Raw genomic sequence first — 18,772 nt, 5'->3', positions numbered from 1 at the left:
CAGGGGTCGGGCGGGTGGCCGGCAGGTCGCGGCCGTCGAGGGACTTGATCCGGTCGGGCAACTGAGTGGATCCACTCAGTAGGGCGAGGTCATCACGAACGGTGCTCTGGCCCACCCCCAACGCCGCGGCGATCGCCCGCTGGGACATGAACGCCGCCCGCAGGATCTCCACCGCCTGTTGCCGCAGCACCGTCGGCACCTTGAGCCGCTCGGCGCCGAACTCAGCGTCCAGGTACGACTGCCAGCCGCTGTATCCAAGGGTCTGCCAGTCGCGGCGTTCCCACGCCAGCGCGAGCTCCGCCACCGTCTCCAGGAACGTCCGCATGCCCTGACGGATCCTCGCGGCGCGGGCCCGTGCGACGTCCTCGGTCGACTGCTCGGTCAGCTCGACGACGTCGGCGGTCACCGCGCTGCCCTCCGGGCGTACCGGTCGCCGCGGCGGCGGGCGCCGGCCTCGGTCCAGCACCAGCCCATCACCGCCTGGCCGGGAGACGAGGCCAGCACGGCCCAGGACCAGCGGCGTCGCCACCATGGCCGCCGCGTGTCTCGCTGCGGTTGGAGCGGGGCAGCCTTCCGCCTGGTCCCGGTCATCGTCCACCGGCCAGCCGGAACGGGGCGAGCGCGGTGGTCAGTTCGGTCACCGCGTCGCGGACCTCGTCGGACCAGTCGCTGCCCTCTTCGCGGAGCTGGTCGACGAGCCGGTCGGCGGCCGTCTCGACCTTGGCCAGCCGGGAGTACAGGCGGCGGATCTCGGCGGCCATGGCCGGGATGTCGGTGTGGGCGTGCCCAATGAAGACGGCGTCGGCGCAGCTACGGGGGTACTCGCCGACCCGGCCAGTCAGGGCGATCACGTCACCGGCGTCGCCTGGCTGGTCGGTGACGACGGCCTCGTGGACACCGGGGATCCCGCGGACCTCCGCGTCGCCGCGGTGATCCCATCGGCCGGGGGACGTCGCCGCGTGCCGGGCCAGGATGGCGTCGAGGTCCAGCGGCGGCGGGCCAGCCTGCTTGGCGGTGGGCTGGGTGGGCATGGTGGTCAGTCCTCTCGTTCGCCGAGGATCGCGGCGTCGCGGGCTCGTGCCGCGGCGGCGAGCGCCGCGGGCAGGGGTTTCGATGCGGGCCGGGCCCGCGGTGGCGGCGGGCGGTGGTTGACGTCGCCGGCCTCACCGACCCGCAGGCAGGTACGGCAGGTGAGCCGCTCGAAGTGGTCCGGGCCGATGTCCGGATCCGGGTCCCACTTGGTGCAGTAGCGGCGCTCCGGGCTACGGGCCATCGGTGCCGTCCTCGGGCAGCTGGTCGAGCAGGGACGGGCCGTCGAGGCCGGCGCGGTCGCCGTGGCCGGTGAGGCCGGGCAGCGGGACGGGAGCCGACCGGGCGCGGGCCTCGGCGCGGAGTACGCGCCAGCAGCCCTCGCCGAGACGCCGGGCCCGGGACACGGGGGTGCGCAGCTTCCGGGCGCACTTGCGGCACCTCACCTCGGTCGGCTCGTCGGTGGTCATCGCGGGTCGAGCTCCCGGTGGTGGTGGGGAGACTGCTCGTGCGCGGCGCGGATCTGCGCGGCCGTCTGGCCGGGCCGGCCGGTGCACACCAGCCGGCAGCGGGCCGACGGGCACCGCCACGTCAAGGGCTCGGGCAGACCGCCGTGGTAGACCGGCTCGTCCGGGCTGCAGGAGAACCAGCGCTCACGCTCGGAGCCGTGCCGATCGGAGACGTAGCGGATCCGCGCCCGCACCTGGGCCAGGCGGGTGACCTCGCCGCGGCGCCACCGGCCGAACGCGTACACCCACACCGGGTCGCCCACGGTCAAGGTGGCGGCGGTCAGCGGCCGATCCGGGGGCTCCGGCGCGGCCACCGCCGTGCGTGGGGCGGTCACCAGTGGCCACCGTGGTCAGGCTGCCGGCCGGCCCGCAGCGCCTCGGTCACCGCGGCCGAGCGCGCGGCGACGTACGCGGCGTAGCGGGGGTTGACCAGCGGACGATGCCAGTCCGGCGGCGGTGGTGCCAGCGGGGCCGGCACCACCGCGCGGGCCCCCGCCCACCGGTCCCACCGGTCGGCCCACAGCAGTAGCGCGATGCGGGTCAGCAAGGCGACGCACACCGCGGCGAGCACCACGGCGGCCGCCGTTTCCGGCCGGCTGGTGACCAGGTCGACGCCGGCGACGGCCAAGGACATGAGCAGGTCAAACATTGGTCACCGCCTGCCGGGCGGGGGTGGTCGCCGGGTCGGGCAGCATCCGCCACATGTCGAGGGTGACCAGCACGATCTGCGGGTCGGTGTCGTCGACGCAGCGCACGACGAGCCTCTCGTGGCCGTTGCACGCCTCCACCACCCGGGCGCCGGCGGCGGCGAACAGCTCGTCGACGAGCACGGTGCGCGGCTCGCGCTGCCCGTCCCGGAGGACCGGCTCCGTCCACGTGTGCCGGCCCATCGCCGCGTCGCGCTCGTAGTGCCAGCCGGCGCCGGCGAGGCGGGCGCGGATGACCGACATCAGCGACTGCGGCGCCGGGACCGCTGGGCGTGCGGGCGGCGGGGCCGGCACGGGCTGCCGCCCGGTCAGCGTGGGGTCGACCGTGGCCCAGCTCATCGGGCACCTGCCTGCGGGCACGTGGCGTCGGCGCACTCGTACTCGACCGGGTCGTGCGGGGACATGGCCAGGCCGGTCGTGGCGCCGCAGCGGCGGCAGCGGCGGAGCGAGTCCAGGGTGGCTGCGCCGGCGGCCGGCGCCGCGGGCGACACCGGCACGGGCACGGGCGTGGACTTCGCGTCGCCCGACCGGGGGTGGGCGGCGGACATCTCCACCTCCACCGGCGGGTTGAGCTCGTCGGCGCCGCCGTAGCGCCAGGTCGCGCGCAGCCCGTAGTCGGACTTGGTCACCTCCACGTCCAGGACCGCGGCGACCCGGCGCACCGCCTCCGGGGAGTCCAGGCCACCGCCGATACGCAGGGTGTAGCGGGGCAGCGGGAAGTGCTCGTCCTCCTCGGCCAGCTGCGCCAGCCGGCGCAGGCACTCGATCTGCTGCGCGCGGTGCGCCCGGGCACGTGCCCGCGCCGCAGCCTGCTCCACCAACTCCTCGTCGACGAGGTACAGCGGCACGTCGATGGGGTACTCCGCGTACGACGGGCCCGCGAACACCACCCCGACCCACCGGCCGTCCTCGGACTGCTCGACGTAGCGGACCTCGATCCCCGGCGCGTCCACGTCGCCGGTGGCCACCCACATTCCCGGCTGCAGCTCGCCAGCCGGCACCGGCGGCGGCGCCGACTGGTTCTCGGCAGCGATGTGGCGGTCCAGCAGCTCCGACGCCCTGTCGAGGCTGTCGAAGCCGTCGAAGGTGAGTCCGCAGGCGCATGCCGCCCCGGACTCGCCGGGCTCGTCGCCCTTCCAGAACGAGGCCATCCGGTGCCCGCCGGCGGCCGTCTCGTCGTCGGCGGCGACCGCCTGGAGCACCGCCGTGTCGGCGTCCCCCGGCCGCCGCCACTCGCCCGTGGCCGCCTGCTCGACGAGGCCGCCCGGGTTGACGACGCTGTCGTCGCCCGCCGGCGCCGCGGTCTGCTCGACGACGGGGGCCGGCCACTGGTCGCGGCGCAGCCGCATCAGCCCGAGGTGCGCCACCCTGGCCTCCTCCGACGAGGCGAACTGGCCGGCGATCGTCGGCCCGAAGTGCGCCGTCACCTCGGCCATCGCCGCGTCGTGGGTGCCGTGCGTCACCGCGTACCGGCCCGCGTACGCGGACCCGTCCGGGAACGTGAACCACCAGGAACGCGGCTCGTCCTCCAGAACGGCACCCGGTGCGCTGCCGTCGGACACCTGCTCCGGCGCGGCCTGTAGATTGGTCGTCATCTCAACTCGATTCCTTCCGGGACCTGGATCGATGTCTGGGTTGGGATTCCGGGGCCACGGCGCTGCATGCCGTGGCCCCTACTGCTTGCCGATCAGCTGGCCAGCCACACGACCAGCTGGACGACCCCGGCGATCACCACACCGGCGCTGAGCGCCATGCACGCCAGCACTCCGATGCAGCCGACGTAGCCGCGCATCTCAGTTCGTCGGCGGCTGCGGGTGCGGCGGCGGCGGAACCGGCGCCGGCGGACGCGGCGGACCCGACATGGCGAGACTGCGGTTGGCCTTGTGTACGATCCGGCGGCGCTGGCGAGCCGTCCGCCGGCTGCCGGTCTGCTTGCGGTACCGGTCCTCCCGCTGTTCTGCCCTCAGCGGGGCCGCGGACGTGGTGTGTGCGCCGGCGTCAGCCGCCGTGGCTATGGAGCGTTCGTGGCCGCGGCGCGTGAAGTCGAGGTTCGCGGACAGGCTCCGGCCGGGGCCGCTGGTGCCTCCGCCTCCGCCGTCGGGGTGCGTCATGCTGCCTTCCTTCCTTTCAGGTTTCGGGATGCGATGAACGCCTCCGCCGCCTCTGGCGCGACACGGAGACGGGCCCGGCTCGAACCGGGACGGGATAGGTCGGTAGCCGCGAGCTCGCCGGCCCAGATGGCGCGATAGACCGTCATCTTGTCGACGCGCCACCGGGATGCGACCTGCTTGACAGTCATCAAGTCGCCCACGCTCAGGCCACCTTGTTGACGATGCAGAACAGGTCGCCGAGCGCCGGTGGTTCGTGACCGTGTTGGCGGAGGGTGTCAGCGTGCCGCCGAAGGGCGGTGATGGTCTGGGCCATGAACACCTCGCCGATGACGCCCTGTCGGGCGCGGCGGACGGTGCGTTCGGTGACCCCGGTCGCCGCCGCGATCTTCGCTGCGGTGTCGCAGCCGATCGCGGCGAAGAGCTCCGTGTGGCGCGCGACGTCCAGACGTATCCCGGCCGTGTCCGGCCCTACTGTGTCATGGATGTCCGTACTCATGTGGGACAAGCTACTAGGACATGCGAGTCATAGCAAGCGTGTCCGGTCAGTTTCTGGCCAGGTCCTTTACCCGGACATGCGTGACCGCTAACCTGTCATGCATGTCCGACTCCAATACTCGCCGTAGGCGCGGAAGAGCGATCCGCAAGGGTCAGCGGGTCGTCAACTCATCGCAAAGGCGCGGCCAGAAGAGCCGCACCCGGGTACGCCGTCGGGCCGCTGGCCCAGCAATCAAGACCGCGTACCGTACGTTCCGCCTCCTACGGGCGGACACGCATGTCCGCTACCCTGACGGCGTGGCAGAGCGCAGCGTCAACCGCGAAACCTGGGCGGCCTTCATCGCTGACGCCATCCAGCACTACGCCGGCGGCAACACCACCCGCTTCGCCGATCTCGTCGGCGTCAAGTACAAGACCGTCCGCCGCTGGCTCACCAAGGAAACCGACGTCTCCGAAGAGAGCATCCGCGCTGTCGGACGCGCGCTCAGCATCAAGCCCTCCGTGCTTCTGGTGCGCGTCGGCCTCTACGACGCGACCGAGGTCGACGCCACGCCAACCCCCGAGCCGGTTGCCGACGACGACCCCGCCCTACGCGAGATCCTCGAAGCCGACGTGCCACCCCACGTCAAGCAGCGGCTGATCCAGCGCCTCCAGCAGGTACGTGCACGCGACGCCGAGCGGCAAGCCGACGAAGTCCGGTGGTGGATCAACCAGGCCCGCGGGGCGTGATCCGTGGCCTGGATTCGCCAGCTGTCCTCCGGAATGTGGGCAGCCACCGTCAGGCTGCCCAAGGGCAGCGACCCTGACCGCGTCACCGAGACACACCGCCTCAAGGGCACCGTCACCAAATGGGCTGCCGACCTCGAAGCCGACATCCGCAAGGGTGACTGGATCGACCCGCGCGCCGGCAAGAAGACGGTGGGGGAGTGCTGGGAGAAGTGGGGCGCCACCGCCCGACGCCTGGAGCAGGCCAGCCGCCGGCGCGATGAGTCCCACTGGCGGGTGCACGTCGCTCCCCGCTGGGCCGAGGTGCAGATCGGCACGATCCTGCGGCCGGACGTCACCGCCTGGGTCGTCGAGATGGAAGGCACCCACAAGGGCACCTGCCGCAAGCGCGACACCTGCTCCGGCTGCAAGCCACCGGTCGGCGCCGCCACCATCGAGGGCGCCCTCGGCGTGCTGCGGTCCGTGCTCGACCTGGCGGTCGACGCCCGGCTCATCCGCGTCAACCCGGCCCGCGGCGTGAAGCGGCCGAAGCGTGACGCGCACGTCGACAGGATCCTCGACCCGGACGAGGAACAGCAGCTCGTCGACGCGCTCGATCGGATGTTCCCCGGGCGGGTCGACGCCGGCTTGTTCGTGTCGCTGATCGCCGATACCGGAATGCGGTGGGAAGAGGCCGCCGCGATTCCGCCGGAGATGATCGGTACCCGGAAGAAACGCATCCACATTGCATGGGTGATGGAGCGGGATGGCACCTGCCGGCCCTATGCGAAAAGCGACGCCGGAAACCGCACGGTCACGTACGGGGAGCATCTAGCGCAGCGGATGACGAAAGCGAAACTCTCCGCCCGAGAAGTGGCCGGGGCCTTTCCGCCGGATGGTCCGACCCGGCTGGTATTCACCTCTGAGAAGGGCGACCAGCTGCGCTACTCGAATTGGCACCGGCGGGTGTGGACGCCGGCGCTGCGTGGGCTTCCGGAGCGGCCGGTGGTGAAGGGTCACGCGTACCGGGCGGCGATCGCCGGCGCCGGCCTGGAGGACCCGCAGCCGACCCCGCACGATCTGCGGCACATGTTCGGTACGCGGCTGGCGGACGAGGGTGTGCCGCTGCACGACATCATGGCGCTGATGGGGCACGAGGACATCCGGTCAGCGCAGCGCTACCTACACAGCCGCGAGGAGAGGTTCGACCGTGCCCGGCAGGCGATCAAGCGTGCTCGGGCCGCCGGTTCGTGAGTCACCCATGAGTCATGATCTTGAGACGTCCTGATATTCGCGCATACTCGCGCATACTGTTTTCGGCAGGTCAGAGCGGGTGCGCTGGCTCCGCCGCAGGTCAGCGGGGGTGTCCGGCATTCATTCACACCGAAGAGGTCACTGGTTCGATCCCAGTATCGCCCACCGTAAATACTCGCAGGTTAAAAGCCCGTGACCGGAAGCTCCGGTAACGGGCTTCTGGCCATTGACCCCTTATTTTGGGAGCAGATTGGGAGCAGCCCGCTCCCTGATCAATCACCATCGTGCTCGTGCCCTGACAGTGAGATCCACATCGTGGGAGCTTGGTGCTCTGCTGGTGCTCCCTTGTCACTGTGCTGTGCGGGTGGGGGTTCGTGCCGGCCCCGGTGCTGACCAGTGTCTTTCGCGTCGCCTGATCTGGATCATTGTCAGGGTGCCGGTCTGTGGGCTGGTGGGTGATGTCTACTGTGGTCAGGGTTGTGGATCAGGCGGAGGGCTTCGACAGCCGCCCTGCAGTTTCTCTCGACTGGAGCGGAGGGGTTTAGGCGCTGTGCTGGTAGCCCTGGCCAGTCTGACGCGGCGTCCATCTCCTCAGAGAACGCTCGTAGGTATTTCAGGTATCGCGGCGTCACGGTCTGAGACGATTCGATGCGCGGCAAGGCGATCTCAAGTGCTGCGCCGGTGCTGAGTTCGACCGCCATGCAGGGCTGGGCGTCTTGGAGTGCTCGGACAGCGTCGGCGAGAAGTGCTCGGACGGCTCCAGGTTTCCAGCATTGATCTTCGGCGTGCGCGCGGGCGGAGGCGTAGACGGTCTTCGGCCCTCGGTCGACGAGATGCACGTGAGGTTGCCGTCCGTTCGCCCAATGAAGATTGTTGACCCGGTCGGTCATCGCGGTCATGAGTGCTGTGGCAACGTCCAGCTCGCTGCTGCTGGTTACCCAGGGGTCGAACTGTTCGGGGGCGGTGATGGGTGCGAGGTATCGCCAGAGCGGCTCAGCGACGTACGCCTGTGCGCTGCCGCAGGTGAGTGCGTCGGCGAGGTGTCGGATGAGGGTGGTCTTTCCGCTGCCATCGATCCCGTCGACGAAGAGGATCATGGCTGCATGGAGTCGTCTTCGACGAGTCGTTGTGCTGCCATGAGGGCGTTCGGTACGCGCGCGGCGAGCCGTTCTGCCTGTTCGATGTCGCCGGCGCCGGCACGTCGGTAGGCGTCGTAGTCGCCCAGCAGCATGCTCAGCTGGCCGCCTGGCCAGTCACGCAGGGTTTCCGCCACCTCCGGAAGCCGTAGGGGCGCGTGCGGATCCCGGTGGGTGACTAGCAGCCGGGCGGCGCTCGACAGTGCGGACAGGACCCGGCGCGCGGTGTCCTGGCGTCCTGATGCGGGGTCGCGGCTCGCAGCGAGACGGACGAGGGCGAACTCGCGCAGCGCGGCGATGTCACGGGCGAGATTAGTGGCGTCTGCGGTGACGGTGGGTGTGGGGGCGACGCCTGCGATCACGGCGGTGTCGAGTCCGACTCGGCGCAGCACCGCGCGCATTTTCATGTCGTACAGGTCGCCTAGGCGACGGGTGTCGCGTCCGTGGGCGTCGGCGAAGTGTAGCGACGTCCGTTGGCTGTAGCGGCGCGAGACGTTGGCGATGGTCTCGTCGAGCTTCGTCGCCGCTGGTGATCCCGTAGGCAGGTTCCAGGCGACGAAGTCGACGTCGCTCCAGTCGTCGACGAAGTCGCCGCGTGCGGCGGATCCGCACAGCCCCACCCCAGCTTCCGGATACCCGGCGAGGACGGCCTGAGCATCTGCTGCCACCTGGGTGACCAGGTGGCTGAGGTCCTGGCTGAACGGCAAGGGCCGGGCGGCGCGCCACGCGATGACGGCGAGGGCACGATCAAGTACCTGCTGGAACTGGGCGTGAGTGGCGGCCTGTCGGGCGGCGGGGGAGTCGAGCCAGCGGGCTTCGACGAAGCCTTCGTCTCGGGCCGGGGTGGTGGCGGTCGTCGTAGCCGTGAAAAGAAACCAGTCGACGGTCTTCACGGCGGGTGCGCCGTCGTTGTCGGTGAAGGTGTACGCCTCCTGCCCGAGGTACCCGCTGTAGTGCGTGTCGGCCAGGCCGGCTTCCTCGGCCACTTCCCGCTGGGCTGCCTGAAGCGGTGCTTCGCCCGGTTCCAGGCGGCCCTTCGGAGCGACGGTCTGTCGTTCGCCGGTTGTGCGGACCTGGTCGAGGAGCAGGAACTGAGGGGCCTTCAGGTTGCCGGTGGTGACGACGGCACCGGCGGAGGCGTATCGACGGATCATGGCTGGGTGCCTCCCGGGGCTGCCTGGATGGACTCGAACGCCGCGCGAAGACGAGCCCTGAAGGTGACGATGTCGGCGCTGTTGTCGATCCAGTGATCGGTGATGACGCGCCAGGTGGGGAGCTGTTCGTGTACTCGCTTGCGGTCGTCCTTGCTGCGGATGATTCGCTGAGCTTGAGCGGCACTTATCCCTCTTGCCTCCGCCAGACGCCTGACTCTGACGGGCAGCGGTGCGGTGATGAACATGATCGCGCATCGCGCCGGCCACGCCCGCCTCACGGCGGCGGCGAGGGTGACGTCGATGAAGCTTTCGACTGCCAGCGGTGTTTCGCCGCTGCTCTCCAGTTCGAGGAGCTTGGCGATGAACTCGTCATACTCGAAACCCTCCCGCGTCTGCGCGCCCTCGTGGTACGTCTCCCGTCCCGAGACGAGTCGTACAAGGACTGTCCGGATCTTGACCCGACGGGCACCCAGCGCGGCCAGGTACTCGCCGGCGCTCGATTTTCCCGCCTCGCTGGTGCCGGCAAGCAGCAACATCGGGGGAGTGGCGTGGCGTGGTCGCATCAGCCCGCCTTCGCTATCCGACGAATCGCCGAAGCGACGCTCGCAGGCAGTTCATGTGGCCGGCCGATGCCGAGGCAGATGATCGGAACAGCGGCCAGTACGTCGAGCGTTTCCTCGTCTCGGCTCGCTCCGTCGAGGCGTCCACGGATGCTGACATCGTCAGGCGAGGAGAAGATGGAGACGTGATCCAGCATTGGGTCGCGCAGCTTGGCTTCATGGTCGGTTACTGCGGCACGCAGCAGGTCACGGCCCGCGAGGCCGGCTGGCTCGCACAGCTCGCCTGCTCGAAGACCGTGATCCGGAATGACGATGAGGCTCAGCGGCACTGGCCGGCTCTCGTCCACCGCTGCGGCGGGAAGATCCCCCGGATAGAGGAGACGCGTGGTGGCGCCGGGAACCAGCAGCGGCGCCATGTCGGCTCGTACATGCCAGGGCAGGGTGGGCATCGGCACGACGCAGGGCTGGCCACTGCGGAAGACGGTGAAGGCGAACTCGTCGACAATGAGACTGCCTCCACGGGCGGCGATGCCTAACGCGAGGGAGGTCTTGCCCTGGCCGCGTCCGCCGTCCAGCACGGCGATGGCGGACCTTCCCCCGTCCATGGTCACCGCGCTGCCGTGCAGAAGTGCCAGCTTCCCACCGCTCATGGCCGCCATGGACCGAGCCGCAGCCTGCAGTGTCCCGATCTCAAGGGTGGTCTGGCCGTCAGACGCGCTTGCAGCGAGTTCGAGCAGGACCTCACCGGCGCGCGGGTTGACGGTCAACCGGGTCCGCTGCCCACCGCGCACGTGCATGACCTGGGTCGCCAGCGTCGTCGTGTGGGGTTCACGGGTGAGCCGGGCGACGAAATGCCGTAGCGACCGGGGCGCCGACTCCGCGAGGCGAATCTCCAGTGCGCGGTTGTCGATTCTCAGGAGACTCATCCTCACTCCGGAGGCTTGCGGAGGACGAGCCACATGGAGTACCGACGGTGCCTGCCGCGTAACGAGGGCGACGGTGTCGAAAGGACACCGTCCTCGGAGGTCACGGTCGCGTGCTTCCGGATGCCGCAGGCCGCCGTGAGGAGGTAAAGCTCGCGAGCGGTGGTGAGGTGGGCAAAGCCGGGAGACGCAGCGCTGGCCTTGTTGGCGAGATAGATGATGTCGCGGGCGGGCAATGGCTGCGACCCGGTGCGACCCTGGCCATGCCATCGGGCGGCGCGCGCCCACAGATCCAGGATGTTGGCGATGCGGACAAGCCAGAACCTGCCGGCGTAGTGCCAGTTGAACGTCTCCACGAGGACGGTGCCGCCCGGGGCGCACACCCGCCACAGTTCGCTTAGGGTCTCTAATCGCTCCGTCTCGGTTGCCAGCGCGTTGAACGAGAAGCGGAGGCACCACACCTGGTCGAAGCTGCGGGCTGGTAGCGGTAGTGCACTCATGCTGCCGTGCACGAAGGTGCCGTTCGGCGATCCGGCACGGGCCGCGGCCAAGGCCGCCTCGTTGATGTCGACGCCGACGATGCTGCCGCCGAGACGGGTGATCGCCCGTGTCAGGCGACCTGCGCCGCACCCTACGTCGAGGATCCGCGTGCCCACGCTGAGCTTGTGGTAGAGCCTTTCTTCACACCGGCGTAGCGGTGCCATGCTGTAGAACGACGTCTCACCCGCGTAGTGCACCTGGTTCAACGCGCGGATCATGGCGCCGTAGTCGATCTCATTGACTCCGCCATGGGTTGTCGTCATTCTCCAACCCTCACTGCCTGAGTTGCCGGATTGAATGCTGGAGATGCGGACGGAATGGTTGTCCGCATGCCCGGTTTCCACGGGCGTCCGTACCCTCATCGACGCGCGCCTGGTCGATGGTGGTTGCGCCCCACTGGTGGGCGAGTGACCCTATGCGTGCGTGATGTCTGCGTGGCTTGATGGTGATCGGAAACAACGGCCTGAGGAGGCGGTGTCATGGGCCAGACCCCGCGGGAACTCGAGCCGTCCCTATCCGAGCGCCACTTCTTCGGCGCTGAGCTACGTCGCTTGCGGGAGCAGGCCAACCTTTCGCAGGCTCGGCTGGGCGCCATGATCCGCTACAGTGCCGACCTAGTTCGTCGGGTCGAGACGGCAGACCGATTCCCGTCTCGGGAGTTCGTTGAGGCCTGCGACAAGGCGATGGCGACTGGCGGTGCCTTGATGCGGCTGCTACCGCTGCTCGAGAAGAGGCGGAACAGCGAGGGCAAGCCTTCAGCCGCCTCGCCGAGCAGCCAAATCGGTGTCAGCAGCTTCGTGCCGACGCCAGCGTCGGCGTCGTTGGCCGACATGGTCATCCGGGTTCCGTTCCAGCCAGGTGTCCTCGACCGCGCTGCCCTGGACTGGCTGAACACTCCGGCCGCTCACCCTTGGCCCGTGACCAAACGATCCGGTTCGCCTGACGGGGTCACTGAGGAGACGCTCTTCTCCGCCGAGACCGCCCTCGCGATGTTTCGGCAGCTGGACCACACCCACGGCGCCGGACGAGTCCATGCCCAGGTGCAGCGATACGTCGAAGGCGAGCTGAACCGGCTGCTCGCGAACAGCCCCGCCTCGGAGGCCATCGGCCGGCGCCTCTACACGCTCGCGGCGGGGTTCTTCGAGCTGTGCGGCTACCAGGCCGTTGACACCGGCGCCCGTGGTCTCGCCCAGCGTCGCTACCTACGCGCACTGAGGCTGACACAGGCCGCCGACGACCGCCTCTACGGCAGCTACCTGCTCGCCGTCAACATAGGCCACCTGGGGCTGCACTGCGGTTACCCAGAGCCGGCGCTACGGATGGCGCTCACGGCGGTAAGAGGAAGTGAAACCCAGGCGACGCCAGCCGTGCGTGCCGCACTGCACGCCGTGGTAGCACGCGCGCATGCCCGCCTCGGACACGAACGCGACTGCCTGGCCCACCTCGACGTCGCAGAGAGGCACCTGGGCCACAGCAGGCCCGATGATGAACCGACCTGGATCCGCTACCTCACGCCGGCGTATTTGGCGGATGAGATCGCACACTGCTTTCACGATCTGGGCAGACCACAGCAAACCCAACGGCACCTGAGTGACGCTCTCGCCGCGCTGAGCCCCACCCACGTCCGCCGACTCGCCATCGACACCGCACTCCTGGCGTCGTCGCTGGCTGCCGCCGGACACATCGATGAAGCGTGCGCGACCGCTCGGAAAGCGGTGGATTACGCCGCGAGGACCTCCTCGCACCGCTGCTTGCAGCGCATCGTCGAGGTTCAGGCCGACCTTGAGCCCTACCGGTGCGAACCGGAGGTTCGCGAGTTCGGCGAGTACGTCCGGCATCAGCTGCCGCTAGCAGCGGTGTGAATCGTTCACCGCAGCCGTCATCACCGCGTGGTAGTGAGCCAGTTCCGCCTCCAACGCCGTGCCCGCCTCTGCAGACGTCGCCACATAGTGACCGACATCGGGAAGAAGCAGCAGTTGGTGGGGCACATCGCGAGCGGCCAACTGGTCGGCGAGTACCTGGACATCCTCGACCACCGCGACGTCATCCGCAGTGCCGTGGATGAACAGCACAGGTCGCTGTACAGCGGTCGCCTGAACCCGCCCGGCACCGCCTCGCAGCCGCAGGGCATGTGCACGCTGGAACCGTGGCACCGTCTCTGCCCACCGATTCGGATCGACGATCGCTGACACGGCAGTAGCAGCGGCGAACGGGCCATTCTGCGCGACCGCGTGCAGCGCGGTATACCCCCCGGCGCTGGCGCCACGAATGAAAATCCGGCCCGGTATCGCCCGTCCTGCCGCCAGCAGGTGGGCCGCCACTGCCGTGCAGTCATCGACGTCGTCCAGGCCCCACCGGCCGTACAATGATTCGCGAAAGGTGCGACCGTACCCGGTGCTGCCGTGGTAGTCGACATCCACGACGGCGAACCCTCGGCTGGTGAAGAACTGCGCCTGCCAGTCCAGGCGCAGCAGACAGGAGGCGGTCGGCCCAGGATGAGCCCGAACGATCACGGGCGCCAGCCAGTCCGCCGTCGAGCCCGTCGGCGGATACACCAGGGCCAACACCTCGCGGCCACCTGCAACCTGGACCCGCAGCTCCGTTGGCGTCGACACCCGGGCACCAGAGAGTTCGACGTGCTCTGACTTGGCGAGCACCTCCACCCGCGGATTGTCATCAGCCAGGTGCACCAGCGCGACCTGCGGCGCAGCCGTCGGCGACGAGCCGATCAATCCCACCGTCGTTCCTTGCGCGGCCAGGTAGGGCTTGATCGACGTGTACGGGAGATCGACAGGGCGAACCGAGCCCCGAGGGTCGATGACGACCAGACGGTGCCGCGGGCCCTCCTGTACCGCCACCACGATTCGTCCATCGTCAAGGAAGTCATAGGACGTGTAGCCCAGCTCCCACGGCTCCGCGGCGCACTCACCCGCGATCGGCGCCACCGCCTCGACCTCGTGGCCATCCCACCGGAACAGGTTCCACCAGCCGCCGCGATCCGACACGAAGTACAACGCTCCGTCAGACCCCCACCTGGGCTCCACCGCCGACTCGCCCCGGCCGCCGGCAACCTTGACCGGGCTCTCGATGTGCCCCTGAGACGAATACGAGGCGACCCACAGGTCACAGGCGTCCCAGGGCATGTCGCGCTCGCCCCAAGCAGACCAGGCCAACAAGCCCGGACCCAGCCGAGGCGCACTCAGGAACCCCCTGTCCGCGATGAGAGTGCGTAGCCGCGGTGAGCCGGTGAGCGGCACCGCAACCAGTTCGTCTCCGCGCTCTGTCTCTCGCACCGCTAGCAACTCACCGTCGCCGACGGTCAGGTCACCCACCGATACCGGAGTGACCAAAACGAGTTCATCGCTATGGCGACGACTCTGGTAAAGGCCACCTGCACCGACGCACCAAAGCACCCCATTCGCGACAGCGAACGATCCGCCACCGTATGCGTGAACGTCGTTGGTGACGTCGAAACCTTCGGGGCTGATGTCACGCGTGCCCTTGTCGCGTGTCCACCGGGTCAGCGTCGCGACCCCACCAGCGTCGGGACGAGTCTCCAGCCAATACAGCGAGCCGTCCAATGCGCGGAGCTGGTCATAGCTCACAGAGGCGCGGACGGCGTCCGGCACCGAGACCGCGGCGATGCTATCCGCCAGTCTCACGGGCGCCTCCTTGAACGAACTCTGTGCCATGGCTACCGCCAGCGGCCCTCGTCAAACAGCCTCCGCCCGCGACGGACACAAGTAGCCCGAGCCCCCGCATCGCGGAACGTCCGAGACCTCGCGTAGGGCCGACTGTACGCCCAAACCCGCTGGCTCTTCCGCTTGGTGTCCTGTCCCGACTGCCCATCGGCCAGGCCCCTACTTGGACGACAACTTCGATGCGGACAACCGCCTCCGTCCGCATTACCGGTATCGACGGCGCCCTTCAATCCGAGCGACTATTCCCCGAGGCGGAGCCAGTTTGGGTTATTCGGTCATCGATGCTCGCCTGGAAAGATCGCGAGTTTCGGGCCGAACGCGACGCAATTAGGTGGGGGGTTAGCGCGAAATGGCGATCGCCAGGCACTCACCCCGGCACCTGCCGGTACCGGGACTGGCTTCATCTGCTAGCGGTCGCCGTCGGTCAGCAGCTATATGCAAGTCCTTGAAGGAGGCGTTCCTCATGCCGTCCGCAGTAATCCGTCCGACCGCCTCGCCTCCGCTGCTCGGGCACAAGTTGGGGCGCTGGTCAGCTGCTCGGCTCGCCGCCGCCTGTCCTCATGCCGCCATCAAGGACGCGGGAGGCACGGCATCGCACGCGTGGGGCTACGCGGTCCGGCGCGAGTGGCGCAACGGCAGCTCTGAGCACGGAAGGCGGTGGCCGTGCTCACCACACGGACATGTAGCAGTGCGGGTTAAGTGGTTCGTCCCCGGCGGCGAGCAACCGTCCAACCCATTCGGCATCGACTCCGACGGGGCGGCGAGCTACGCCCGCTGCAGCGGACCGGCGCTCAATGGCCACGGCGACGACACCGCTTTGCCAGCCAGTTTCCCCAGGAATAGGCGCACGCGCCGTACGAGCTTCGACCGGCCGGTGCCGGGCAGGGGCCTGTGTCAGCCTTCGGGGCAGGACGGGACACGGCGGTGAACCGAAGTCCTGAGCCCCTCCCCGAGGTCACGACCGGCACGCTGCTGCGACTCGATGCAGACGACTGGTCCTACGGGCGTGACCTCACCCCCGGTACTCCCGTGGCCGTCACCGTGGCGAGTGTCCGCGACTTGCCGAATCGCAGCGACGAGTGGGTCTGGGTGTTGGGGCATCGGCCGGAGTGCGATTACCCGCATGTCGACCGGCATCCGCCGTGCATGGAGGTGCGAGTCAGCGTCGACGTGCTCCGCCGTCACGCCTGCCCGGCATGACCGGCACCGACGAGGGCGACCGCCCCGCTGATCGCTTCGAGTCGGCGCGCAACACCGTGCTTCAGCACCGCAAAGACGGCACCTGCTTCCACTGCCAGGACCACGGATGCACGCAACACGCCTGGGCGATCGAGGAACTCGCCCGCCACCCCGGCGGCCGAAAGCTCCTTCGGCAGCTCGGGCTTCCCACCGACGAATCGACCCAGGAAGGCCAGCCGCGGTGAACACCACACCCCCCGGCGCAGCCCATGAACACATCCCGCCGCCCCGTGAGTACGCCGAACCGGTGGCGCCGAGCCGGCCGGTACGCGCCGTCGGCAGTGGCGCCACGCAGACCATGCGCCTCGCGGACGAGTTCTTCTACCTGGCGCACGACGACCAGACCGGCCGCCCCCGCCTGTTCGAGTCCGCGACGGCGCACGGCCTGGCTGCCGCGCTGCTCGGCGAGCTGTACGGCGAGGGCCGGATCACGTTCGAGGGCCGGCACGTGCGGGTTGTCAACGCCTCGCCGCCGACGGACTGGCTGCAACATCTGGTCCTCGACCGGCTGGTCGCCGAGCCGCGTCACACCGCGACCCGCACCTGGCTGGCGTTCCTCGGGACGACCGCCTACGAACAGGTCGCCACCCGCATGTGGCAGCTCGGACTGCTCCAACCGCAGCAGGTCGGCCGACTGTGGCGCCAACGCACCATCTACGTCCCCACCGACATGAACACCGCCGCCTGGTCGTGGGCCCGCCTCTCCTTCCAGCTCCGCAACTACCAAACGCTCAACGCCTTCGACCTGACCCTCGCGGGTCTGGCGGCGCATACCCAGCTCGATCCGATCCTGCTCGACGGCACACCCCTCGCGACCCGCGCGTTCCTCCGCCAGCAGGTCGAGCATGCCCCCCTGCCGGTCCGCGATCTCCTCGCCGATCTCGGTGCCGTCGTCGGCGGCGCCGTGCTGAGTCACCGCACCTCCTAATGCGGCCAACCCCCATCCATCCTCCTTTGCTGAGAGAGAACTGATGTCTCACTCGAAAACCGACACCGTGTCCGCCGTCCTCGCCAGGGGGCGGCTCGGTATTCCGTCGGTGGTGTTCTTCGTCATCGCCGCCGCCGCGCCGCTCACCGTGGTCGCCGGTGGCGCGACCACCGGGTACGCGGTCACCGGGGTCACCGGCATCCCCGTGTCCTATCTGGTGGTCGCGGCGGTGCTCGCCCTGTTCGCGGTCGGCTACGTGGCCATGTCGCGGCGGATCGTCAACGCGGGCGCCTTCTACACCTACGTCACCCGCGGGCTCGGCCGCCCGGCCGGCGTCGGCGCCGCGATGGTCGCCCTGCTGGCTTATAACGCGATGCAGATCGGACTCTACGGTGGGGCCGGCGCGGTCACCGCGCAGTTCCTGAACGACCGGTACGGCTGGCAGCTCACGTGGTGGATGTGCGCCCTGGCGGTGTGGGCCATCGTGGCAGGGCTCGGGGTCGCGCGGATCGACCTCAACGGGCGGGTCCTCGCCGTCGTCCTGGTCGCCGAGTGCGTCGTCGCGCTGGCCTTCGACGCGATCATGGTGACCCATCCGGCCGACGGGACGGTCAGCTTCGACACCCTTGCCCCGTCGCACGTGTTCGCCGCCGGTATCGGCGCTGCCCTGGTCACCGCGATCACGGGTTTTGTGGGCTTCGAGGGCACGGTGGTCTTCTCCGAGGAGACGAAGGACCCGCGCCGCACGATCGCCCGCGCCACGTACATCGCCGTGGCGGTCACCGGTCTGCTGTACGGGCTGTCCGCGTGGGCGATGTCGGTGGCCACCGGCCCGGACCGCATCGTGGAGGCCGCCCGTAGCGACGGCACCGACCTCATCTTCAACCTGGTGTCGCCGTACCTGGCCGACAGCATCATCACGGTCGCCCGGGTCCTGTTCATCACCAGCCTGTTCGCCGCGCTGCTCAGCTTCCACCACACGGTCGCCCGGTACCTGTTCGCGCTCGGCCGGGAACGGGTGCTGCCGGCCGTGTTCGGTCGGACCAGCCGCCGCACCGGCGCCCCGAAGGTCGGCTCCCTCGCACAGAGCACCCTCGCCCTCGCCGTGCTCGTCGGCTACGCCGTGGCCGGGGCGGACCCGATCGTGCACCTGTTCTTCTGGATCACCGTCACCGGCGGCCTCGGCGTGCTGATCCTCATGACCGTCACCTCCGCCGCCGTCATCGGATTCTTCGCCCGAACCACCCACACCGAAGGCCCCTGGCGGTCCCTCATCGCACCCCTGGGTGCCACGCTCGCACTCGGCGCAGTCCTCACCATCACACTCCGCGAGTTCGACACCCTCCTCGGCGTCGCACCCGACTCACCGCTGCGCTGGGCGTTCCCCACCGCCTACGCCGCCGCCGCACTCCTCGGCATCGCCTGGGCACTGCTCCTGCGCGCCACCAACCCCGACGTGTACGCGGCCGTCGGCCTCGGCGCGGACAGCGACACCGGCCCGCTGCGCGCCCCCGACGTCGTCCGCCAACCCGCCTGACCAGGGAGCTGCCGTGACCACCACCAACCACGACCTCGCCGTCCGCCTCGCCACCGAGGCCGACGCCGGACCGCTGATCGGCGTCCTCGCCGAAGCGTTCCACGACGGACCCCTCGCCGACTGGCTGGTACCCGACCCAGACGACCGACGCACCGTCTACTACCCGTACTTCACCGACGCCTTCCATCACGGTCTGGAGCACGGGCAGGTCTACACCACCGGCGACCAGGCGGCCGCCGCCATC

Annotated in this window: 22 protein-coding genes and 1 pseudogene; 7 read left to right on the top strand and 16 right to left on the bottom strand. The window is 69.4% G+C overall.

Annotation, left to right across the window (positions count from 1 at the left end):
- The 10 genes from C1I95_RS20415 to C1I95_RS20365 form a co-directional block, all read right to left on the bottom strand.
- Positions 1-532: hypothetical protein (locus C1I95_RS20415; protein WP_199523826.1), on the bottom strand; the 532-nt coding region annotated here is incomplete at its 3' end.
- Between the two features lie 55 nt (positions 533-587).
- Positions 588-1,031, bottom strand: coding sequence for a hypothetical protein (locus tag C1I95_RS20410; protein ID WP_111215492.1), 444 nt, complete (start codon positions 1,029-1,031; stop codon positions 588-590).
- A gap of 5 nt (positions 1,032-1,036) precedes the next feature.
- Positions 1,037-1,273, bottom strand: a complete 237-nt coding sequence (locus C1I95_RS20405; protein WP_111215490.1) for a hypothetical protein — start codon at positions 1,271-1,273, stop codon at positions 1,037-1,039.
- Complete coding sequence (locus C1I95_RS20400; protein WP_111215488.1) at positions 1,263-1,499, bottom strand: DUF6011 domain-containing protein; 237 nt, start codon at positions 1,497-1,499, stop codon at positions 1,263-1,265. The genes C1I95_RS20405 and C1I95_RS20400 overlap by 11 nt, the downstream gene beginning before the upstream one ends.
- Positions 1,496-1,873 carry a hypothetical protein gene (locus C1I95_RS20395; protein ID WP_111215486.1) on the bottom strand — a complete coding sequence of 126 codons (378 nt, stop codon included), beginning with the start codon at positions 1,871-1,873 and terminating at the stop codon, positions 1,496-1,498. Before C1I95_RS20395 ends, C1I95_RS20400 begins: the two co-directional genes overlap by 4 nt.
- A complete protein-coding gene (locus tag C1I95_RS20390) occupies positions 1,870-2,187 on the bottom strand; it encodes a hypothetical protein (protein WP_111215484.1) in 318 nt (105 codons plus the stop codon). The genes C1I95_RS20395 and C1I95_RS20390 overlap by 4 nt, the downstream gene beginning before the upstream one ends.
- Positions 2,180-2,584 carry a hypothetical protein gene (locus C1I95_RS20385; RefSeq protein ID WP_111215482.1) on the bottom strand — a complete coding sequence of 135 codons (405 nt, stop codon included), beginning with the start codon at positions 2,582-2,584 and terminating at the stop codon, positions 2,180-2,182. Before C1I95_RS20385 ends, C1I95_RS20390 begins: the two co-directional genes overlap by 8 nt.
- On the bottom strand, positions 2,581-3,840 hold the full coding sequence (locus C1I95_RS20380; RefSeq protein ID WP_111215480.1) for a hypothetical protein: 1,260 nt from the start codon (positions 3,838-3,840) through the stop codon (positions 2,581-2,583). Before C1I95_RS20380 ends, C1I95_RS20385 begins: the two co-directional genes overlap by 4 nt.
- Positions 3,841-4,352: 512 nt before the next feature.
- Positions 4,353-4,556: a helix-turn-helix domain-containing protein gene (locus C1I95_RS20370; RefSeq protein WP_111215475.1), complete on the bottom strand. Its 204-nt coding sequence runs from the start codon at positions 4,554-4,556 to the stop codon at positions 4,353-4,355.
- A gap of 2 nt (positions 4,557-4,558) precedes the next feature.
- On the bottom strand, positions 4,559-4,852 hold the full coding sequence (locus C1I95_RS20365; protein WP_111215473.1) for a hypothetical protein: 294 nt from the start codon (positions 4,850-4,852) through the stop codon (positions 4,559-4,561).
- 296 nt (positions 4,853-5,148) lie between these two features.
- On the opposite strand from C1I95_RS20365, the gene C1I95_RS20360 reads away from it, so the two are divergent.
- Complete coding sequence (locus tag C1I95_RS20360; RefSeq protein WP_111215471.1) at positions 5,149-5,580, top strand: hypothetical protein; 432 nt, start codon at positions 5,149-5,151, stop codon at positions 5,578-5,580.
- Positions 5,581-5,880: 300 nt separating this feature from the next.
- Positions 5,881-6,810: a tyrosine-type recombinase/integrase gene (locus C1I95_RS20355; protein WP_146605777.1), complete on the top strand. Its 930-nt coding sequence runs from the start codon at positions 5,881-5,883 to the stop codon at positions 6,808-6,810.
- A 428-nt stretch (positions 6,811-7,238) separates the two neighbouring features.
- Here the strand turns inward: C1I95_RS20355 and C1I95_RS34845 are convergent, their stop codons facing one another.
- The 5 genes from C1I95_RS34845 to C1I95_RS20335 are packed head-to-tail and all read right to left on the bottom strand — an operon-like array spanning position 7,239 to position 11,386.
- Positions 7,239-7,907 (bottom strand): hypothetical protein, encoded by a 669-nt coding sequence (locus C1I95_RS34845; protein ID WP_146605776.1) that lies wholly within the window; start codon positions 7,905-7,907, stop codon positions 7,239-7,241.
- Positions 7,904-9,100 carry an NUDIX domain-containing protein gene (locus C1I95_RS20350; protein ID WP_111215469.1) on the bottom strand — a complete coding sequence of 399 codons (1,197 nt, stop codon included), beginning with the start codon at positions 9,098-9,100 and terminating at the stop codon, positions 7,904-7,906. The genes C1I95_RS34845 and C1I95_RS20350 overlap by 4 nt, the downstream gene beginning before the upstream one ends.
- Positions 9,097-9,636, bottom strand: a complete 540-nt coding sequence (locus tag C1I95_RS20345; RefSeq protein WP_111215467.1) for a nucleoside/nucleotide kinase family protein — start codon at positions 9,634-9,636, stop codon at positions 9,097-9,099. The genes C1I95_RS20350 and C1I95_RS20345 overlap by 4 nt, the downstream gene beginning before the upstream one ends.
- A 26-nt stretch (positions 9,637-9,662) precedes the next feature.
- Positions 9,663-10,586, bottom strand: coding sequence for a hypothetical protein (locus C1I95_RS36455; protein WP_233513774.1), 924 nt, complete (start codon positions 10,584-10,586; stop codon positions 9,663-9,665).
- 2 nt (positions 10,587-10,588) lie between these two features.
- Positions 10,589-11,386 (bottom strand): class I SAM-dependent methyltransferase, encoded by a 798-nt coding sequence (locus C1I95_RS20335; protein WP_111215465.1) that lies wholly within the window; start codon positions 11,384-11,386, stop codon positions 10,589-10,591.
- Between the two features lie 216 nt (positions 11,387-11,602).
- On the opposite strand from C1I95_RS20335, the gene C1I95_RS20330 reads away from it, so the two are divergent.
- Positions 11,603-12,985, top strand: coding sequence for a helix-turn-helix domain-containing protein (locus tag C1I95_RS20330; protein ID WP_111215462.1), 1,383 nt, complete (start codon positions 11,603-11,605; stop codon positions 12,983-12,985).
- Here C1I95_RS20330 and C1I95_RS36450 read toward each other — a convergent pair.
- On the bottom strand, positions 12,971-14,785 hold the full coding sequence (locus C1I95_RS36450) for a S9 family peptidase (RefSeq protein ID WP_233513773.1): 1,815 nt from the start codon (positions 14,783-14,785) through the stop codon (positions 12,971-12,973). The genes C1I95_RS20330 and C1I95_RS36450 overlap by 15 nt on opposite strands.
- A gap of 1,235 nt (positions 14,786-16,020) precedes the next feature.
- Here C1I95_RS36450 and C1I95_RS20315 point away from each other — a divergent pair.
- The 4 genes and pseudogenes from C1I95_RS20315 to C1I95_RS20300 form a co-directional block, all read left to right on the top strand.
- Positions 16,021-16,248: a hypothetical protein gene (locus tag C1I95_RS20315; protein WP_111215460.1), complete on the top strand. Its 228-nt coding sequence runs from the start codon at positions 16,021-16,023 to the stop codon at positions 16,246-16,248.
- Positions 16,245-16,991 carry a GOLPH3/VPS74 family protein gene (locus C1I95_RS20310; RefSeq protein WP_111215457.1) on the top strand — a complete coding sequence of 249 codons (747 nt, stop codon included), beginning with the start codon at positions 16,245-16,247 and terminating at the stop codon, positions 16,989-16,991. Before C1I95_RS20315 ends, C1I95_RS20310 begins: the two co-directional genes overlap by 4 nt.
- A 43-nt stretch (positions 16,992-17,034) precedes the next feature.
- On the top strand, positions 17,035-18,528 hold the full coding sequence (locus C1I95_RS20305) for an APC family permease (protein WP_111215455.1): 1,494 nt from the start codon (positions 17,035-17,037) through the stop codon (positions 18,526-18,528).
- 13 nt (positions 18,529-18,541) lie between these two features.
- A pseudogene (locus C1I95_RS20300) lies at positions 18,542-18,772 on the top strand (GNAT family N-acetyltransferase); the annotation flags it as partial.

Source organism: Micromonospora craterilacus (genome assembly GCF_003236315.1).
Taxonomy (GTDB): Bacteria; Actinomycetota; Actinomycetes; order Mycobacteriales; family Micromonosporaceae; genus Micromonospora; species Micromonospora craterilacus.
The sequence above is the reverse complement of the archived record's forward strand: the minus strand, read 5'-3'. Positions and strand labels throughout refer to the sequence as shown.